Consider the following 17,868-nt stretch of genomic DNA (forward strand, 5'->3'; position numbering starts at 1 on the left):
ATCGCCACGACCGGGGACGCCAACCACGCCGACCACCGGGCCCGCGGGGTGCCCGGTCGGCGCTCCGGGCACGCCCGTGGAGCGGAGCCGGCCGATCTGCGCAAGATCCTTGCGGCGCTCACCGCGATGCGGGACGGGAACTTCCGGCGGCGGATGACCTTCCCCGGGGACGGGCCGCTGGCGGAGATCGCCGCGGTGTTCAACGAGGTCGCGGAGCGCAACCAGCACCTCACGGGTGAGCTGGCCAGGGTGCGGCGGGCGGTCGGCCGGGAGGGCCGGCTGTCCGAGCGGCTGGAGGCGGGGGTCGGCGAGGGCGCCTGGATGGCGGCCACCGACAACTGCAACGCGCTGATCGACGACCTGGCCAGGCCGATGGCCGAGGTCGGCCGGGTGCTGACCTCGATCGCGGAGGGCGACCTCGACCAGCGGATGGAGCTGCGCTCGGTGCACACCAGCGGGGCGAGCTACCCGCTGCGCGGCGAGTTCCTGAAGGTGGGCCGGACGGTCAACGGGCTGGTGGAGCAGCTGTCGGAGTTCACCGACGAGGTGACCCGGGTGGCCATCGAGGTGGGCACCGACGGCAAGCTGGGCGGCCAGGCCCGGGTGCGCAGCGTCTCGGGCAGCTGGAAGGACCTGGCGGACTCGGTCAACACCATGGCCGGCCGGCTGACGGCGCAGGTGCGCAACATCGCCGAGGTGACGACCGCGGTCGCCAAGGGCGACCTGTCGCGCAAGGTCACGGTGGACGTGGCCGGCGAGATGCTGGAGCTGAAGAACACCGTCAACACGATGGTGGACCAGCTCAACTCCTTTGCCGCGCAGGTGACCACGGTGGCGCGCGACGTGGGCACCGAGGGCCGGCTGGGCGGTCAGGCGCAGGTGCCGGGCGTGGCCGGTGTGTGGCGCGACCTCACCGACTCGGTGAACTTCATGGCGGCGAACCTGACGGCGCAGGTGCGCAACATCGCCGAGGTGACGACCGCGGTCGCCAAGGGCGACCTGTCGCGCAAGATCGAGGTCGATGCGCGCGGCGAGATCCTGGAGCTGAAGAACACCATCAACACGATGGTCGACCAGCTGTCCGGGTTCGCCGAGCAGGTGACGCGGGTGGCGCGCGCGGTGGGCACCGAGGGCATCCTCGGCGGGCAGGCGCAGGTGCCGGGCGTGGCCGGCGTCTGGAAGGACCTGACCGAGAACGTCAACTCGATGGCGAACAACCTGACCAGCCAGGTGCGCAACATCGCGCAGGTGACGACCGCGGTCGCCAAGGGCGACCTGTCGCAGAAGATCCAGGTCGATGCCCGCGGCGAGATCCTGGAGCTGAAGAACACCATCAACACGATGGTCGACCAGCTCGGCGCGTTCGCCGACGAGGTGACCCGGGTCGCCCGGGACGTCGGCACCGAGGGCATCCTGGGAGGCCAGGCCAGCGTGCCCGGGGTGTCCGGCACCTGGAAGGACCTGACCAACAGCGTCAACCTGATGGCCAACAACCTGACCAGCCAGGTGCGCAACATCGCCGAGGTGACCACGGCGGTCGCCCGCGGCGACGTCTCCAAGAAGATCACCGTCGACGCCAAGGGCGAGATCCGCGAGCTGGTGACGACCGTCAACACGATGGTCGACCAGCTGTCGGCGTTCGCGGACGAGGTGACCCGGGTGGCCCGCGAGGTGGGCACCGAGGGCATCCTCGGCGGCCAGGCCCGGGTGCGCGGCGTGTCCGGCATCTGGCGGGACCTCACCGACAACGTCAACTTCATGGCGTCGAACCTGACCAGCCAGGTGCGCAACATCGCCGAGGTCGCCTCCGCGGTGGCCCGCGGCGACCTGTCGAAGAAGATCACCATCGAGGCGCAGGGTGAGGTCAAGGCGCTCGCCAGCACCCTGAACACGATGGTCGACCAGCTGTCGGCGTTCGCCGTCGAGGTGACCCGGGTGTCCCGCGAGGTGGGCACCGAGGGCATCCTCGGCGGCCAGGCCTCGGTGCCGGGCGTCGCCGGCATCTGGAAGGACCTCACCGACAACGTCAACCTGATGGCCAACAACCTCACCGGCCAGGTCCGCAACATCGCGCTGGTCATCACCGCGGTCGCCCGCGGCGACCTGTCGCAGAAGATCGACGTCGATGCGCGCGGCGAGATCCTGGAGCTCAAGACCAGCATCAACACCATGGTCGACCAGCTCGGCGCCTTCGCGGACGAGGTCACCCGCGTCGCCCGCGAGGTGGGCACCGACGGCCGGCTGGGCGGCCAGGCCCGCGTACCGGGCGTCGCCGGCCGCTGGCAGGACCTCACCGAGTCGGTGAACGAGCTGGCCAACAACCTGACCCGGCAGGTGCGCGCGATCGCCCAGGTCGCCACCGCGGTGACCCGCGGCGACCTCTCCCCGCGGATCGACGTGGACGCGTCCGGCGAGCTCGACGAGCTCAAGGACAACATCAACCAGATGATCGCCAACCTGCGCGAGACCACCCGCACCAACAAGGACCAGGACTGGCTGAAGACCAACCTGGCCCGGATGTCCGGTCTGCTGCAGGGCCGCCGCGACCTGGAGGCGGTCGCCGCGCTCATCATGACCGAGCTCACCCCGGTCGTCTCCGCCCAGCACGGCGCCTTCTTCCTCGCGCAGCCGTCCGGGCGGACGGCCGAACTCGTCACCGAGGACGACGACGAGAACGACACCGTGCTGCGCCTGATCGGCAGCTACGGCTACCAGCGGCGCACCATGCCGACGACCTTCCGCCCCGGCGAGGGCCTGGTCGGGCAGGTCGCGGTGGAGCGTCGCTCGATCGTGGTCAGCCAGACCCCGCCCGGCTACCTGAAGATCGCCTCCGGGCTGGGCGAGGCCTCCCCGGCGCACGTGGTGGTACTGCCGGTGCTGTTCGAGGGCCGGCTGCTCGGCGTGATCGAGCTGGCCACGTTCAGCTCGTTCACCGCAGTGGCCCTGGACTTCCTCAACCAGATCGCCGACCTCATCGGCGTCACCGTCAACACCATCAGCGTCAACACCAAGACCGAGGGCCTGCTCCTGGAGTCCCAGCGGCTCACCGCCGAACTCTCGATGCGCTCCGCCGAGCTGGAGGCCCGCCAGGAGGAGCTGGAGCGCACCAACGAGGAGCTGCAGGAGAAGGCGGAGCAGCTCGCCCAGCAGAACCGCGACATCGAGATCAAGAACAGCGAGATCGAGGAGGCCCGGCAGATCCTGGAGGAGCGCGCCGAGCAGCTCGCCCTCGCCTCCCGCTACAAGAGCGAGTTCCTCGCGAACATGTCGCACGAGCTGCGCACCCCGCTGAACTCGCTGCTGATCCTCGCCAAGCTGCTCTCCGACAACAACGAGGGCAACCTGTCGCCCAAGCAGGTCGAGTTCGCCGAAACGATCCACGGCGCGGGCTCCGACCTCCTGCAGCTGATCAACGACATCCTCGACCTGTCGAAGGTCGAGGCGGGCAAGATGGACGTCCGCCCGGCCCGGATCGCCCTGGTGCAGCTGGTCGACTACGTGGAGGCGGCGTTCCGCCCGCTGGCCGAGGACAAGCGGCTGGACTTCGCCGTCCGGGTCTCCGACGACCTGCCGATCACCCTGCACACCGACGAGCAGCGCCTCCAGCAGGTGCTGCGCAACCTGCTGTCCAACGCGGTGAAGTTCACCGACACCGGCGCGGTCGACCTGCTGATCCGGCCGGTCACCAACGGCGACGTGCCGCAGCACGTCCGCGAGCAGCTGCTGGAGGCCGACGCGATCCTCGACCCGGACGAGGACCTGATCGCCTTCTCGGTCTCCGACACCGGCATCGGCATCCCCGGCAACAAGCTGCGGGAGATCTTCGAGCCGTTCCGGCAGGCCGACGGCGGCACCAGCCGCAAGTACGGCGGCACCGGCCTCGGCCTGTCGATCAGCCGGGAGATCGCCCGGCTGCTCGGCGGCGAGATCCACGCCGAGAGCGAGCTCGGCCGGGGCTCCGCCTTCACCCTCTACCTGCCGCTGAACACCGACGGGCCGGAGGCCGCCGCCCTGCCGGACCGCGCCGCCGGCCAGGCGCCGCGCGCCGCGGTGGGCGTCACCCCGGTCGGCGTGCCCGTCCCGGTCGGGGAGAACCCGGCCGAGCACTGGGCTCAGGAGGTCCGCGAGCTGGCCGAGGAGCGCCGCCGGGGCGCCGCCGAGCGGCGCAGGGCCGTGGAGGGCCGCCCCGCCCGGCGGGCCGCCCTGGAGCAGGCCGCGCCCGAACGCGAGCAGTTCCCGCGCCAGCCCGTCCAGACCGCGGACCGGCACAGTGCGCCGGTGCAGTTCCAGGGCCGCTTCGAGGGCCAGCGGGTGCTGATCGTCGACGACGACATCCGCAACGTCTTCGCCCTCACCAGCGTGCTGGAGGAGTACGGCCTGACCGTGCTGTACGCGGAGAACGGCCGCGAGGGCATCGAGGTGCTGGAGCAGCACGAGGACGTCGCCCTGGTCCTGATGGACATCATGATGCCGGAGATGGACGGCTACGCGACCACCGAGGCGATCCGGCGGATGCCGCAGTTCTCCGGGCTGCCGATCATCGCGCTGACCGCCAAGGCGATGAAGGGCGACAAGGAGAAGAGCCTGGAGGCGGGTGCGAACGACCACGTCACCAAGCCCGTCGAGACCGATCACCTGCTGGCGGTCATGCGCCACTGGCTGCCGGTCGGATAGCCGCCAGGTCCACCGGTCGGCCCGCACTGGCGGGCCCGACCGGGAACCCGGTAGGGTGCCGCAATCGTTGCGAACGGTGACCGTTCGGTAACGCGGCGTCCGGTCCGGCTGACCCGGTGGCCCCCGGTCGGCGATCGGTCCGGGCCCGAGTTGTCGGGAGCGATGTGGCGGGCGAGGGGGTACGGCTAGCATGACCGGGTCAGTAGTGGGCGGTACGCGGGTGCCGACCCTGGGCAGGCAACCGGCAGGAGGGCGGGTCCTGGTGCAGAAGGCGAAGATCCTTCTGGTCGACGATCGGCCGGAGAACCTGCTGGCGCTGGAGGCCATCCTCTCCGCGCTGGACCAGACCCTGGTGCGGGCGTCGTCCGGCGAGGAGGCGCTGAAGGCGCTGCTCACCGACGACTTCGCGGTGATCCTCCTCGACGTCCAGATGCCCGGCATGGACGGCTTCGAGACCGCCGCGCACATCAAGCGCCGCGAACGCACCCGCGACATCCCGATCATCTTCCTGACCGCGATCAACCACGGGCCGCACCACACCTTCCGCGGCTACGCGGCCGGCGCGGTGGACTACATCTCCAAGCCCTTCGACCCGTGGGTGCTGCGCGCCAAGGTGTCGGTCTTCGTCGACCTCTACATGAAGAACTGCCAGCTCAAGGAGCAGGCCGCGCTGCTCCGCCTCCAGCTGGAGGCGGGCGAGGCACCGGCCATCGGCGGCGCCCTGCTGGGCGAGCTCTCCGCCCGGCTGGCCACCGTGGAGGAGCAGGCCGAGGCACTCACCAAGCAGCTGGACGGCTCCTCGGAGACGGCCGCCGCCGCGGGCGCCGCCCACCTGGAACGCAAGCTTGCCGGTCTGCGCAGGGCCCTGGACGCCCTGCGGCCGGGCTCCTCCTGACCGGCGCACTGACCGCCCGTCACGCCCACCCGCACGGGTGATGCCGCGCCGCCGTGACAGCGCGTCGGCGACACGCCCCGTGGCTCGCCCTCGGTCACATGTGCAGGGGTGCCGCCCGCCGGTAGGCTGCTGAGCCATGGCCACACGTACGCCCGGAAGCCAGGCACGCAACCGGAAGCCCGGGCCGGCCAAGAAGGCGCCGGCCAAGAAGGCCGCCGCCGCCGCGCCCGCGGCACCGCGCAAGGCCGCCGCGAAGAAGGCGCCCGCCAAGAAGGCCGCGGCGCCCGCCCCGGCGCCGCCGCGACCGATACTCTTCCGCGCCGTCCGCGCCGTCTGGCTGGGGATCGCGCACTCCGTCGGCGCACTGTTCCGCGGGTTCGGCCACGGCGCCCGCAACCTGGACCCGGCCCACCGCAAGGACGGCGTGGCGCTGCTCCTCCTCGCGCTCACCCTGGTCACCGCCGCCGGCACCTGGTTCAGCCCGCAGGGCTGGCTGGGCGAGGCCGCCACCAACGTGGTGTCGGGGCTGTTCGGCCGGCTCGACGTGCTGGTGCCGTTCCTGCTCGGCGCGGTCGCCGTCCGGCTGATGCGCCATCCGGAGGTCCCGGAGGCCAACGGCCGGATCGCGATCGGCCTGACCGCCCTGGTGGTCGGCGTCCTCGGCCTGGTCCACATCGGCTGCGGAGCGCCCGTCATGTCCAGCGGCGCGTCGCGGATACGGTCGGCCGGCGGCATCGTCGGCTGGGCCGCCTCCACCCCGATGATGGCGGCGGCCGGCCCGCCGCTCGCGGTGCCGCTGCTGCTGCTCCTCGCCTTCTTCGGCCTGCTGGTGGTGACCGCCACCCCGGTCAACAAGATCCCCGAGCGGCTGCGCGGCCTGGGCGTGCGCCTCGGCGTGGTGGAGCCCGCGCTCGCCGGCGCCGCCGACGGGCCCGCCGCGGGCGCATCCGCCCGCGAGCACTCCAGCGAGCCGCCGGAGGACGCCGACCCCGACGCCCTGCCGTTCACCATCGACGACGAGGACGCGCAGCCCCGCCGCCGGCGCCGCCGCAAGAAGGTCGACGAGCCCGAGCTCGGCTCCGCCGTCCCCGACCTGTTCGTCAAGGACCCGTACGAGACCCGCGACCTCGCCGCCGGGGTGGCCGCCGACCTGGACGGCGCCCTGCTGTACGGCGTGCCGGGCTCGCCCGCCGTCGCCAGCATGCTCCACCAGGTCAAGGACAACACCGCCCTGCCGGAGGAGCCCGCGGTGCCCGCCGCCCGCTCCGAGGGCGCGCCCGACGGCCACGGCCCTGCGCCGGTACGGATGGAGCAGCTCCGCCTCGCCGGGGACGTCACCTACAGCCTGCCGCCGCTCGACCTGCTGGAGCACGGCGCTCCGGCGAAGGCCCGCTCCCGGCTCAACGACGAGGTGGTCGCCCAGCTCAGCGGCGTCTTCTCGGAGTTCAAGGTGGACGCCCGGGTCACCGGCTTCACCCGCGGCCCGACGGTCACCCGCTACGAGGTCGAGCTCGGCCCGGCCGTGAAGGTCGAGCGGATCACCGCGCTGGCCAAGAACATCGCGTACGCCGTCGCCAGCCCGGACGTGCGGATCATCAGCCCGATCCCCGGCAAGTCCGCGGTCGGCGTGGAGATCCCCAACCGGGACCGGGAGATGGTCAACCTCGGCGACCTGCTGCGCTCGCGCGCCGCCGCCGAGGACGACCACCCGATGGTCGTCGGCATGGGCAAGGACGTCGAGGGCCACACGGTGACGGCCAACCTCGCCAAGATGCCGCACGTGCTGGTCGCCGGCGCGACCGGCGCGGGCAAGTCCTCGTGCATCAACTGCCTGATCACCTCCGTCCTCGTCCGGGCCACCCCGGACGAGGTGCGGATGGTGCTGGTCGACCCCAAGCGCGTCGAGCTGACCGCCTACGAGGGCATCCCGCACCTGATCACGCCGATCATCACCAACCCCAAGCGGGCCGCCGAGGCCCTGCAGTGGGTCGTGCGCGAGATGGACATGCGCTACGACGACCTGGCCGCCTTCGGCTACCGGCACATCGACGACTTCAACGCCGCGGTGCGCTCCGGCGCGCTCAAGGTGCCGCTCGGCAGCGAGCGCGAGCTGACTCCCTATCCGTACCTGCTGGTCATCGTCGACGAGCTGGCCGACCTGATGATGGTCGCCCCGCGGGACGTCGAGGACTCGGTCGTCCGGATCACCCAGCTGGCCCGCGCGGCCGGCATCCACCTGGTGCTCGCCACCCAGCGGCCCTCGGTGGACGTGGTGACCGGCCTGATCAAGGCCAACGTGCCCTCCCGGCTGGCGTTCGCCACCTCGGCGATGGCCGACTCCCGGGTCATCCTCGACCAGCCCGGTGCGGAGAAGCTGATCGGCAAGGGCGATGCGCTCTTCCTGCCGATGGGCGCCTCCAAGCCGGTCCGCATGCAGGGCGCGTACGTCACCGAGGCGGAGATCGCCAAGGTCGTCCAGCACTGCAAGGACCAGATGTCCGCGGTCTACCGGGACGACGTCACCGTCGCCGGCGGGCCGAAGAAGGAGATCGACGAGGAGATCGGCGACGACCTGGACCTGCTCATCCAGGCCGCGGAGCTGGTGGTCTCCACCCAGTTCGGCTCGACCTCGATGCTCCAGCGCAAGCTGCGGGTCGGCTTCGCCAAGGCGGGCCGGCTGATGGACCTGATGGAGTCCCGGGGCATCGTCGGCCCCAGCGAGGGCTCCAAGGCGCGTGACGTGCTGGTGAAACCGGACGAGCTGGACGGTGTCCTGCTGACACTCCGTGGGTGAGCCACTTCTCACTCGTTCGGAGGAATGTGATAAGTAGGGGGAACCGCGCCGAGCAGTCGGCGCGTCCCTATCGGGGCGGGGACGAATTGTGCGCCCGGCCTGCGCTGACCTGCCGTCAGACGCGGCCGGCAAGCCGCCCACGTTCGGGCCTATTCCGCTTGAGATTCGTTCCACCCCCGCCCCTAGACTGTTTTCTCAGCAGGTGGCCAACGCTCGAAAGGCGCGCCCAGTGACCATCGGCAAGTCCCCCGACCGTGGCAGCAGCCGGCCCTCCGCCCGCACGTCCCGGAACGACCCGGGGCAGCCGGCGCAGGCGGCGGACCAGCCCGCCCCCGAACTTCCGAGCATCGGTCGTGTGCTCACCGTCGCCCGCATCGACGCCGGGCTGACCGTCGATCAGGTGAGCTCGACCACCCGTGTCCGCGTGCCGATCGTGCACGCCATCGAGCAGGACGACTTCTCCCGCTGCGGCGGCGACTTCTACGCCCGCGGCCACATCCGGGCGCTGGCCCGCGCGGTCGGCGTCGACGGCGACGAGCTCGTCGCCCGCTACGACGCCGCGCACGGCGGCGCCCCGGCCGACCGCCGCCCCACCCAGCTGATCGAGACCACCCCGATCAAGGTCACCGACCACCGCCGGCCGAACTGGACGACGCCGATGGTGGTCGCCATCCTCGCCGTGGTCGGCCTGATCGGCTTCAACCTGTTCGGCGGCCGCTCCAACACCCCGGCGGCCGGCACCGCCAGCGCCCCGCTGGCGAGCGCCTCCGCCTCCGCCTCCTCCTCCGCCCAGCCGCCCGCCCCCGCCCCCAGCCTCGCCCCGATCGCCGCGGCCCCCGCCGACAAGGTCACCGTCAAGCTGGTCGCCGAGAAGGGCACCAGCTGGGTCTCCGCCAAGGACGGCAAGGGCAAGCCGCTGTTCGGCAACAACCTCGAGGCCGGCCAGGACCAGACCTTCACCGACCCCAAGCAGATCAGCCTGGTGCTCGGCAACGCCGGCGCCGTGCACGTGTACGTCAACGGCAAGGACCTCGGTCCGGCCGGCGCCGACGGCCAGGTGGTGCACGTCACGTACACCCCCGGAGACCCGCAGGCAGGCTGACCCGGACCAGCAGGAACGGCGCGCACGGCCTCCGGGGCGAACGGCACCGGGGGCCGCGCGTTAATCTTGGCGTCATGCCTGAACGCCGTACTGTCGCCCTTGTCACGCTCGGATGCGCCCGCAACGAGGTGGACTCCGAGGAACTCGCCGGGCGGCTGGAGGCGGACGGCTGGCTGCTGGTCGACGACGCCGCCGACGCCGACGTCGCCGTCGTCAACACCTGCGGCTTCGTGGAGGCCGCCAAGAAGGACTCCGTCGACGCCCTGCTGGAGGCCAACGACCTCAAGGGCCACGGCCGCACCCAGGCCGTCGTCGCGGTCGGCTGCATGGCCGAGCGGTACGGCAAGGAACTCGCCGATGCGCTCCCCGAGGCCGACGGCGTGCTCGGCTTCGACGACTACACCGACATCTCCGGCCGGCTGCAGACCATCCTGGCCGGCGGGCACGTCGAGGCCCACACCCCGCGCGACCGCCGCAAGCTGCTCCCGCTCACCCCGGTCGAGCGCCAGGCCGCCGCCGCCGAGGTCGCCCTGCCCGGCCACGGCAGCCCCGAGGACCTCCCGGACGGCGTCGCCCCGGCCTCCGGCCCGCGCACCCTGCGCAAGCGGCTCGACGACAGCCCGGTCGCCTCGATCAAGCTGGCCTCCGGCTGCGACCGGCGGTGCTCCTTCTGCGCCATCCCGGCCTTCCGCGGCTCCTTCGTCTCGCGCCGCCCGTCCGACGTGCTGAACGAGGCCCGCTGGCTGGCCGAGCAGGGCGTCACCGAGGTCGTCCTGGTCAGCGAGAACAACACCTCCTACGGCAAGGACCTCGGCGACATCCGGCTGCTGGAGACGCTGCTCGCCGAGATCGCCGACATCGACGGGATCGAGCGCGTCCGGGTCAGCTACCTCCAGCCGGCCGAGATGCGGCCCGGCCTGATCGACGCCATGACCTCGATCGACAAGGTCGTGCCGTACTTCGACCTGTCCTTCCAGCACTCCGCCCCCGCGGTGCTCCGGCGGATGCGCCGCTTCGGCTCCACCGACCAGTTCCTGGAACTGCTGGAGGGCATCCGCGCCAAGGCCCCCGAGGCCGGCGCCCGGTCCAACTTCATCGTCGGCTTCCCCGGCGAGACCGAGGCGGACTTCGCCGAGCTGGAACGGTTCGTCGCGAGCGCCCGGCTCGACGCCATCGGCGTCTTCGGCTACTCCGACGAGGACGGCACCGAGGCCGCCACGCTCGACGGCAAGCTGCCCGAGGACGTCGTCGCCGACCGCCTCGCCCGGCTCTCCCGGCTCGCCGAGGAGATCACCGCCCAGCGCGCCGAGGAGCGGATCGGCAGCGAGGTGCTGGTGCTCGTCGAGTCCGTCGAGGACGGCACCGTCGAGGGCCGCGCCGCCCACCAGGCCCCCGAGACCGACGGCCTGACCACCCTGCTCGGCGCGGACGACGCCGAGGCCGGCCGGTACTACCGGGCCGTGGTGGTCGCCACCGAGGGCGTCGACCTGGTCGCCGAGGTCGTCGGCGCCGCGCCAGGAGCGGACGCGTGACCAAGGGGCCCGGCGCCCCGACCGCGGCCCCGCCCGGCCGCCCCGGGGCCGCGCCGTCGCCGCAGCCGGGCGTCTGGAACATCGCCAACATCCTGACGATGCTCCGCCTGCTGCTGGTGCCGGTGTTCGTGCTGCTGCTGTTCGCGGACGGCGGGCACGACCCCAAGTGGCGCTCGGTGGCCTGGGCCTCCTTCGCCATCGCGATGATCACCGACGTCTTCGACGGCGAGCTCGCCCGCCGCAAGGGCCTGATCACCGACTTCGGCAAGATCGCCGACCCGATCGCCGACAAGGCGATCATGGGCGCGGCGCTGATCGGCCTCTCGGTCCTCGGCGACCTGCCCTGGTGGATCACCGTGGTCATCCTGGCCCGCGAGCTGGGCATCACCCTGATGCGCTTCTGGGTCATCCGCTACGCCGTCATCCCGGCCAGCCGCGGCGGCAAGCTCAAGACCCTCACCCAGGGCATCGCGGTCGGCATGTACGTCCTCGTGCTGACCGGGCCGCTGGCCACCGCCCGCGCCGTGGTGATGGGCGTCGCCGTGCTGCTCACCGTCGGCACCGGCCTGGACTACGTCGGACAGGCGATCCGGCTGCGCCGCGAGGGCCTCGCCAAGGAGCGGGCCGCCGGGCAGGGGGCCGCCCGATGAGCGCCCCGCCCGCGGCGCCGGCCGAGGCGGGCCCGGCCGGCCGTGCCGACCGGGCGCTCGCCGAGCAGGTGCACGCCGCACTGCGCGGCCGCGGTGCCACCGTCGCCGTCGCCGAGTCGCTGACCGGTGGTCTGCTGGCCGCCACCCTGGTGGACGTCCCCGGCGCGTCCGCCACTTTCCGAGGCTCCGTCACCGCCTACGCCACCGACCTCAAGGCCTCCGTCCTCGGGGTGGACGAAGGCCTCCTGGCCGTCCACGGCCCGGTGCATCCGGTGGTGGCCCGCCAGATGGCCGACGGCGTACGGACCCTGCTGGGCGCCACCTACGGCCTCGCCACCACCGGGGTGGCCGGCCCCGAGCCGCAGGACGGCCGACCGGTCGGCACCGTGCACATCGGTTTCGCCGGACCGACGGGAACACAGGCCGTCTCCCGGGTGTTGTCGGGGCAACGTGCAATCATCCGTCGCACGACGGTGGGAGCCGCCCTCGAGCTGCTGCTCCAGTGCCTAGCGAGTGACGGTCCGTCGCGCTGAGGTTTCCTGAAATCTCTGAATCCACCGCCCGAGCTGGAGGATCGTGTTACATCACCGGCCCCGGGCGGGCAGAACCTAACCAGTCGACCGATCGTCTGGCCGGTCCACCGGTCCGAAACAGCCACGACCAACGCCCGGGCGGGGCACAGAACGGGAGGGGACAGCCTTGCAGCCCAGAGTGAACACGACCCCGGTCCCCGCACGCGATGCGGACAAGGCGGTACGGTGGGGGCGTGACATCTCGATCCGCAGTCCGAGGAGGGAGGCACCGATGATCCTGCTCCGTCGCCTGCTGGGCGATGTGCTGCGTCGGCAGCGCCAGCGCCAGGGCCGCACACTCCGCGAGGTGTCGGCGGCCGCCAGGGTTTCGCTCGGCTACCTCTCCGAGGTGGAACGGGGGCAGAAGGAGGCGTCCTCCGAGCTGCTCTCCGCCATCTGCGACGCGCTCGATGTCCGGATGTCCGAGGTCATGCGCGAGGTCAGCGACGAGCTGTCCCTCGCCGAACTTGCGGCGATGGCCACCCTCTCGGAGGGTGATCTGCTGAGGCCGGTCCTCGAACCGGTTCCGCTGCCGGCCCCCGGTGTCGATCGGGCCGGTACGACCGTGCCCAAGGCGGCAGCCATGGACGTGGTCGCGGCCTGACCGGACCTCGCCCTCCCCCCGGGGAGCGAGAGAAGGAGGCCGCGGTGCGCAGAGTTGGAACGGGACGAGCCGGTGTGCTCGTCAGGACGGCCGGGTCGGCCCACCTCGGGTGGGTCGGCCCGGCCGTCCTGCTGTGTGCGGCCGCCGGCTGGTGGCTGTTCGGGCCCGGCCCGGGCGGCGGCGGCACGGCGCTCGGCATACTCGCCGCGGGCGGCTGGGGTCTCGGCCTGCTGCCCGTGCACGCCGACCGCCGGCTGACCGGCCCCGCCCGGCGACCGCCCCACCGGACGGCGGACGCCGGGGAGGAGAGCCCGCAGCGGCCGGCCGACACGGATCAGGGGCGCAGCCGGTAGCCCCGCGTGGTGGGGTGGAAGCCCGCCTCCTCCAGCACCCGCCCGAGGGGCGAGGTGAGCACCCCTTCGCCGTTGGCGCGCTCCACCGTGACGGTGCCCAGGGCCCCCTCCCGGGCGGCCCTGGCGAGCGCCCCTGCCGCCGTCTGCAGCACCTCGCCCTCGGCCCAGCAGAGCAGCGACTTGCCGCCGCGCTCCACGTAGAGCACCAGCTCGCCGTCGACCAGGACGACCAGGGCGCCCGCCTTGCGCCCGGGGCGGTGGGCGGCGCTGCCCGCGGTGGCGGCCCCCGGGGGCTCGGGCCAGTCCAGTGCGGCGCCGTACGCGTTGGCCGGGTCGGCGGCGGCGAGCACCAGCGCCTCGGGCTGCTCGGTGGCAGTGGTGCCGGCCGTCCAGCCCTGGGCGCCGGCCCGCTCCAGGCGCCCGCTGACCGAGCGGAGCCGGTCGGCGGCGCCGTCCATGGCGAACTGGGCGCCGCCGAGGCCCTCCACGAAGTAGCCGCGGCGGGCCTTGCCGCGCTCCTCGAATGCGGAGAGCACCCGGTAGACGCTGGCGAAGCCGCCGGGGACGCGCTCGGCGGTGACGGTGCCACGGGTGAGGACGCCGTGCCGGTCCAGCAGGCTCTGCGCCTGCGCGGCGGCCCGGGCGGTGGCCTCGGCGGACGGCTCGGGCAGCAGTGACCAGCGGCCGGCCGCGGTCGGCGGGCCGGGGCGGCGGCTGCCGAAGGCTCGCCCGGCGCCGCCGTAGCGGCCGCGCGGGGTGGCTCGCGGGGCGCGGTGGGCGGTGGAGCCCGCGGTCCGGCCGGAGCCGAGCAGCGCGCGCAGCGGGGCCAGCGAGTCGTTGGTGACGTACCCGGCCCAGACGAGGTCCCACAGGGCCTCGACGAGGGCGCTCTCGGGGGTGTCCGGCTGCCGGTCGGCGAGCTGGCGGAAGAGCAGGCCGTAGCCGCCGGCGAGGGCCTCCAGCAGGTCGGTGTGGACGGGGGTGAGCGCGGGCGGCACCGGCTCGGGGCGGAGCAGGTGGGCGTTCTCGGCGAGGTGGAGGCTGATCCAGCCGTCCTTGCCGGGCAGTGCCCCGGCGCCGGCCCAGCCGATCTCGCCGGCCACCATCAGCTCGTTCAGCATTTCGGGGGAGTAGTCGGAGAGCCGGGCCGGGAGGACGAGCTTCTCCAGCGCGGAGGCGGGCAGGGCGGTGCCCTGGAGCTGCTCGACCACCCGGTAGAGGCCGTCGATGCCGCGCAGCCGGTGGCCGGCCAGGTGCTGCCACTGCGGGAGGAAGGCCGCCATGGCGCGCGGCGGCACCGGTTCGACCTCCTGGCGCAGCGCGGCCAGTGAGCGGCGGCGCAGCCGGCGCAGCACCTCGGCGTCGCACCACTCGACGGTGGCGGTGTGGCCCTCGACCGGGCGGAACTCGCCCTGCACCAGGCGGCCGGCGGCGGTGAGCCGGTGCAGGGTGCCGGTGACGACGGCGGTGCCCAGGCCGAAGCGGGCGGCGGCCTCGGCGGCGGTGAACGGGCCGTGGGTGCGGGCGTAGCGGGCCAGCAGGTCGCCGAGCGGGTCCTTGACCGGCTCGGTGAAGGCCTCCGGCACGCCGACCGGCAGCGGGGTGCCGATGGCGTCGCGCAGCCGTCCGGCGTCCTCGATCGCGGCCCAGCGCTGCTCGCCGCCGAGACGGACCTGGATGGCCCGGCGGGCGGCCTCCAGCTCCAGGGCCCAGAGCGGTTCGGCGCCGCGGGCGGTGAGCTCGGCCTCGGAGAGCGGGCCGAGCAGGCGGAGCGCGTCGGCGACGCCCTCGGCGTCCTTGATCCGGCGCTCGGGGGTGAGGCGCTGGAGTTCGGCCTCCAGGTCGGCGAGGACCTGGGGGTCGAGCAGCTCGCGGAGCTCGGCCTGGCCGAGGAGCTCGGAGAGCAGCCGGGAGTCGAGGGAGAGGGCGGCGGCGCGGCGTTCGGCGAGCGGGGAGTCGCCCTCGTAGAGGAACTGGGCGACGTAGCCGAACAGCAGGGAGCGGGCGAACGGGGAGGGCTCGGGGGTGGTGACCTCGACCAGGCGGACGGCGCGGGACTCGAGGTCCCCCATCAGCTCGACCAGGCCGGGGACGTCGAAGACGTCCTGCAGGCACTCGCGGACGGCCTCCAGCACGATCGGGAACGAGCCGTACTCGGAGGCGACCTCCAGCAGCTGGGAGGCGCGCTGGCGCTGCTGCCAGAGCGGGGTGCGGCGGCCGGGGCTGCGGCGGGGCAGCAGCAGGGCCCGCCCGGCGCACTCGCGGAAGCGGGAGGCGAACAGGGCCGAGCCGCCGACCTGGTCGGTGACCAGCTGCTCGATCTCGCCGGGGTCGAAGAGGGCGGCGTCCGCGCCGACCGGGGCCTCGTCGGCGGGCGGCCGGTCGGGGGAGGGGAAGTCGAGGAGGTCGGCGTCGGGCAGGCGCAGCACGATGCCGTCGTCGGCGTGCATGACCTGCGGGTCGAGGCCGTGCTTCTCGCGCAGCCGGGCGCCGAGGGCGAGCGCCCAGGGCGCGTGCACCTGGGCGCCGAAGGGGGAGTGGACGACGATCCGCCAGTCGCCGAGCTCGTCGCGGAAGCGCTCGACGACGATGGTGCGGTCGTCCGGCAGGTGGCCGCAGGCGGTGCGCTGCTCGGCGAGGTAGGTGAGCAGGTTGCCCGCGGCCCAGTCGTCGAGCCCGGCGGCCTTCAGCCGCTCGGCGGCCTGTTCGGGGGTGAGGGCGCCGAGTTCGCGGACGAAGGCGCCGACGGCGCGGCCGAGCTCCAGCGGGCGGCCGAGGGTGTCGCCCTTCCAGAACGGCAGCCGGCCGGGCACGCCGGGGGCGGGGGTGACCAGGACCTTGTCGTGGGTGATGTCCTCGATCCGCCAGGAGGTGGTGCCCAGGGTGAAGACGTCGCCGACGCGGGACTCGTAGACCATCTCCTCGTCGAGCTCGCCGACCCGGCCGCCGCCCTTCTTGCTCGTCTTCGAATCGGCGCCAGTGGTGCCGGCGATGAAGACGCCGAACAGGCCGCGGTCGGGGATGGTGCCGCCGGAGGTGACGGCGAGCCGCTGGGCGCCGGGCCGGCCGGTCACGGTGCCGGCCACGCGGTCCCAGACCACGCGGGGGCGCAGCTCGGCGAAGGCGTCGGACGGGTACCGCCCGGCGAGCATGTCGAGGACGCCGTCGAACGCGGACTGCGGGAGGGTCGCGAAGGGCGCGGCGCGGCGGACGAGGGCGAGCAGCTCGTCGACCTGCCAGCCGTCGAGCGCGGTGATCGCGACGAGCTGCTGGGCCAGCACGTCCAGCGGGTTGCGCGGGACGCGCAGCGCCTCGATCCGGCCGCTGCGCATCCGCTCGGTGACCACGGCGGACTGCAGCAGGTCGCCGCGGTACTTCGGGAAGACGACGCCGGTGGAGACCGCGCCGACCTGGTGGCCGGCCCGGCCGACGCGCTGCAGGCCGGAGGCGACCGAGGGCGGCGACTCGACCTGGACGACCAGCTCGACGGCGCCCATGTCGATGCCGAGCTCCAGGCTGGAGGTGGCGACCACGGCGGGCAGCCGGCCGGCCTTGAGGTCCTCCTCGACCTGGGCGCGCTGCTCCTTGGAGACGGAGCCGTGGTGGGCGCGGGCGAGCAGGGCGGGGGCGCCGGCCGCGCCGCCGGAGCCGCCCATGAGCTGCGCCGGGGCGTGCGCGTCCGGCAGGGCCTCGCCGGTGGCGCGCTCGTAGGCGATCTCGTTCAGCCGGTTGCACAGGCGCTCGGCGAGCCGGCGGGAGTTGGCGAAGACGATGGTCGAGCGGTGCGCCTGGACGAGGTCGACGATCCGCTCCTCGACGTGCGGCCAGATCGAGGCTTGGCGCGCCGGGTCGTCGTCGGTGGCGGCGGGCAGCTCGTCGAGGTCGGCGACCGGGACGACCACCGAGAGGTCGAACTCCTTGGCGGCGGGCGGCTGGACGACCGCGGCGCCGCGCTGCGGGCTGAGGAAGCGGGCCACCTCCTCGACCGGGCGGACGGTGGCGGACAGGCCGATCCGGCGGGCGGGCGCGTCGAGCAGGGCGTCCAGCCGCTCCAGGCTGAGCGCCAGGTGGGCGCCGCGCTTGGTGCCGGCGACCGCGTGCACCTCGTCGAGGATCACCGTGTCGATGCCGCGCAGTGCGTCCCTGGCAGCCGAGGTGAGCAGCAGGAACAGCGACTCCGGCGTGGTGATCAGGATGTCCGGCGGGTGGCCGGCGAAGCGGCGCCGGTCGGCGGCCGGGGTGTCGCCGGAGCGGATGCCGACCTCGATCTCCGGCTCGGGCAGGCCCAGCCGGACGGCGGCCTGGCGCAGGCCGGCGAGCGGGGCGCGCAGATTGCGCTCGACGTCCACCGCGAGGGCCTTCAGCGGCGAGATGTAGAGCACCCGGCAGCGGCGCTTCGGGTCGGCCGGGGGCGGGGTGGCGGCGAGCCTGTCCAGTGCGGAGAGGAAGGCCGCCAGGGTCTTGCCCGAGCCGGTGGGGGCGACGACCAGGACGTCGGTCTGCCGGCGGATCGCCGCCCACGCCTCCGACTGGGCGGCGGTCGGCGCGGCGAAGGCACCGGTGAACCACGCCCTGGTCGCCGGGGCGAAGCCGTCGAGGGCGTCCGCGGTGCTGTGCTGCGCCATGCCCCCATGGTGCCCGCTGCCACTGACAGGCCGCTTCCACCGACAGGCCGTCCGTCTGCCGCAGCCC

The 17,868-nt window shown here is 73.5% G+C and carries 10 protein-coding genes; 9 read left to right on the plus strand and 1 reads right to left on the minus strand.

Translation table 11 applies throughout. The annotated features are described in order from the left end of the window. Positions 1-48: 48 nt before the first annotated feature. From ACQ614_RS24210 to ACQ614_RS24250, 9 genes are all read left to right on the plus strand, one after another. Positions 49-4,674 (plus strand): HAMP domain-containing protein, encoded by a 4,626-nt coding sequence (locus tag ACQ614_RS24210; RefSeq protein WP_431684009.1) that lies wholly within the window; start codon positions 49-51, stop codon positions 4,672-4,674. Between the two features lie 259 nt (positions 4,675-4,933). Further along, the gene (locus tag ACQ614_RS24215) at positions 4,934-5,569 is read left to right on the plus strand and encodes a response regulator (RefSeq protein WP_263107945.1); all 636 of its coding nucleotides are present in this window, start codon (positions 4,934-4,936) and stop codon (positions 5,567-5,569) included. Positions 5,570-5,705: 136 nt separating this feature from the next. Then, positions 5,706-8,363, plus strand: coding sequence for a DNA translocase FtsK (locus ACQ614_RS24220; protein ID WP_431680747.1), 2,658 nt, complete (start codon positions 5,706-5,708; stop codon positions 8,361-8,363). 229 nt (positions 8,364-8,592) lie between these two features. After that, complete coding sequence (locus ACQ614_RS24225) at positions 8,593-9,465, plus strand: helix-turn-helix domain-containing protein (protein WP_431680748.1); 873 nt, start codon at positions 8,593-8,595, stop codon at positions 9,463-9,465. A 74-nt stretch (positions 9,466-9,539) separates the two neighbouring features. Then, positions 9,540-10,997 (plus strand): 30S ribosomal protein S12 methylthiotransferase RimO, encoded by a 1,458-nt coding sequence (gene rimO, locus ACQ614_RS24230; RefSeq protein WP_363490989.1) that lies wholly within the window; start codon positions 9,540-9,542, stop codon positions 10,995-10,997. Further along, positions 10,994-11,647, plus strand: a complete 654-nt coding sequence (pgsA, locus tag ACQ614_RS24235) for a CDP-diacylglycerol--glycerol-3-phosphate 3-phosphatidyltransferase (protein ID WP_431680749.1) — start codon at positions 10,994-10,996, stop codon at positions 11,645-11,647. Before rimO ends, pgsA begins: the two co-directional genes overlap by 4 nt. Further along, positions 11,644-12,180: a CinA family protein gene (locus ACQ614_RS24240; protein WP_431680751.1), complete on the plus strand. Its 537-nt coding sequence runs from the start codon at positions 11,644-11,646 to the stop codon at positions 12,178-12,180. The genes pgsA and ACQ614_RS24240 overlap by 4 nt, the downstream gene beginning before the upstream one ends. 271 nt (positions 12,181-12,451) lie before the next feature. Continuing rightward, positions 12,452-12,823 (plus strand): helix-turn-helix domain-containing protein, encoded by a 372-nt coding sequence (locus ACQ614_RS24245; protein ID WP_030272544.1) that lies wholly within the window; start codon positions 12,452-12,454, stop codon positions 12,821-12,823. Between the two features lie 44 nt (positions 12,824-12,867). Next, the gene (locus ACQ614_RS24250; RefSeq protein WP_431680752.1) at positions 12,868-13,176 is read left to right on the plus strand and encodes a hypothetical protein; all 309 of its coding nucleotides are present in this window, start codon (positions 12,868-12,870) and stop codon (positions 13,174-13,176) included. Here the strand turns inward: ACQ614_RS24250 and ACQ614_RS24255 are convergent. Further along, complete coding sequence (locus tag ACQ614_RS24255) at positions 13,158-17,801, minus strand: ATP-dependent helicase (protein WP_431680754.1); 4,644 nt, start codon at positions 17,799-17,801, stop codon at positions 13,158-13,160. The two genes, ACQ614_RS24250 and ACQ614_RS24255, sit on opposite strands and share 19 nt — an antisense overlap. Positions 17,802-17,868: the final 67 nt, after the last annotated feature.

This window comes from Kitasatospora dryopteridis (assembly GCF_050749075.1).
In the GTDB taxonomy this organism is placed as follows: domain Bacteria; phylum Actinomycetota; class Actinomycetes; order Streptomycetales; family Streptomycetaceae; genus Kitasatospora.

Coding starts and splice junctions, on each gene's coding strand:
- ACQ614_RS24220 (WP_431680747.1), top strand. CDS start 5,706: ATGGCCACACGTACGCCCGGAAGCCAGGCACGCAACCGGAAGCCCGGG.
- rimO (WP_363490989.1), top strand. CDS start 9,540: ATGCCTGAACGCCGTACTGTCGCCCTTGTCACGCTCGGATGCGCCCGC.
- ACQ614_RS24240 (WP_431680751.1), top strand. CDS start 11,644: ATGAGCGCCCCGCCCGCGGCGCCGGCCGAGGCGGGCCCGGCCGGCCGT.
- ACQ614_RS24245 (WP_030272544.1), top strand. CDS start 12,452: ATGATCCTGCTCCGTCGCCTGCTGGGCGATGTGCTGCGTCGGCAGCGC.
- ACQ614_RS24255 (WP_431680754.1), bottom strand. CDS start 17,801: ATGGCGCAGCACAGCACCGCGGACGCCCTCGACGGCTTCGCCCCGGCG.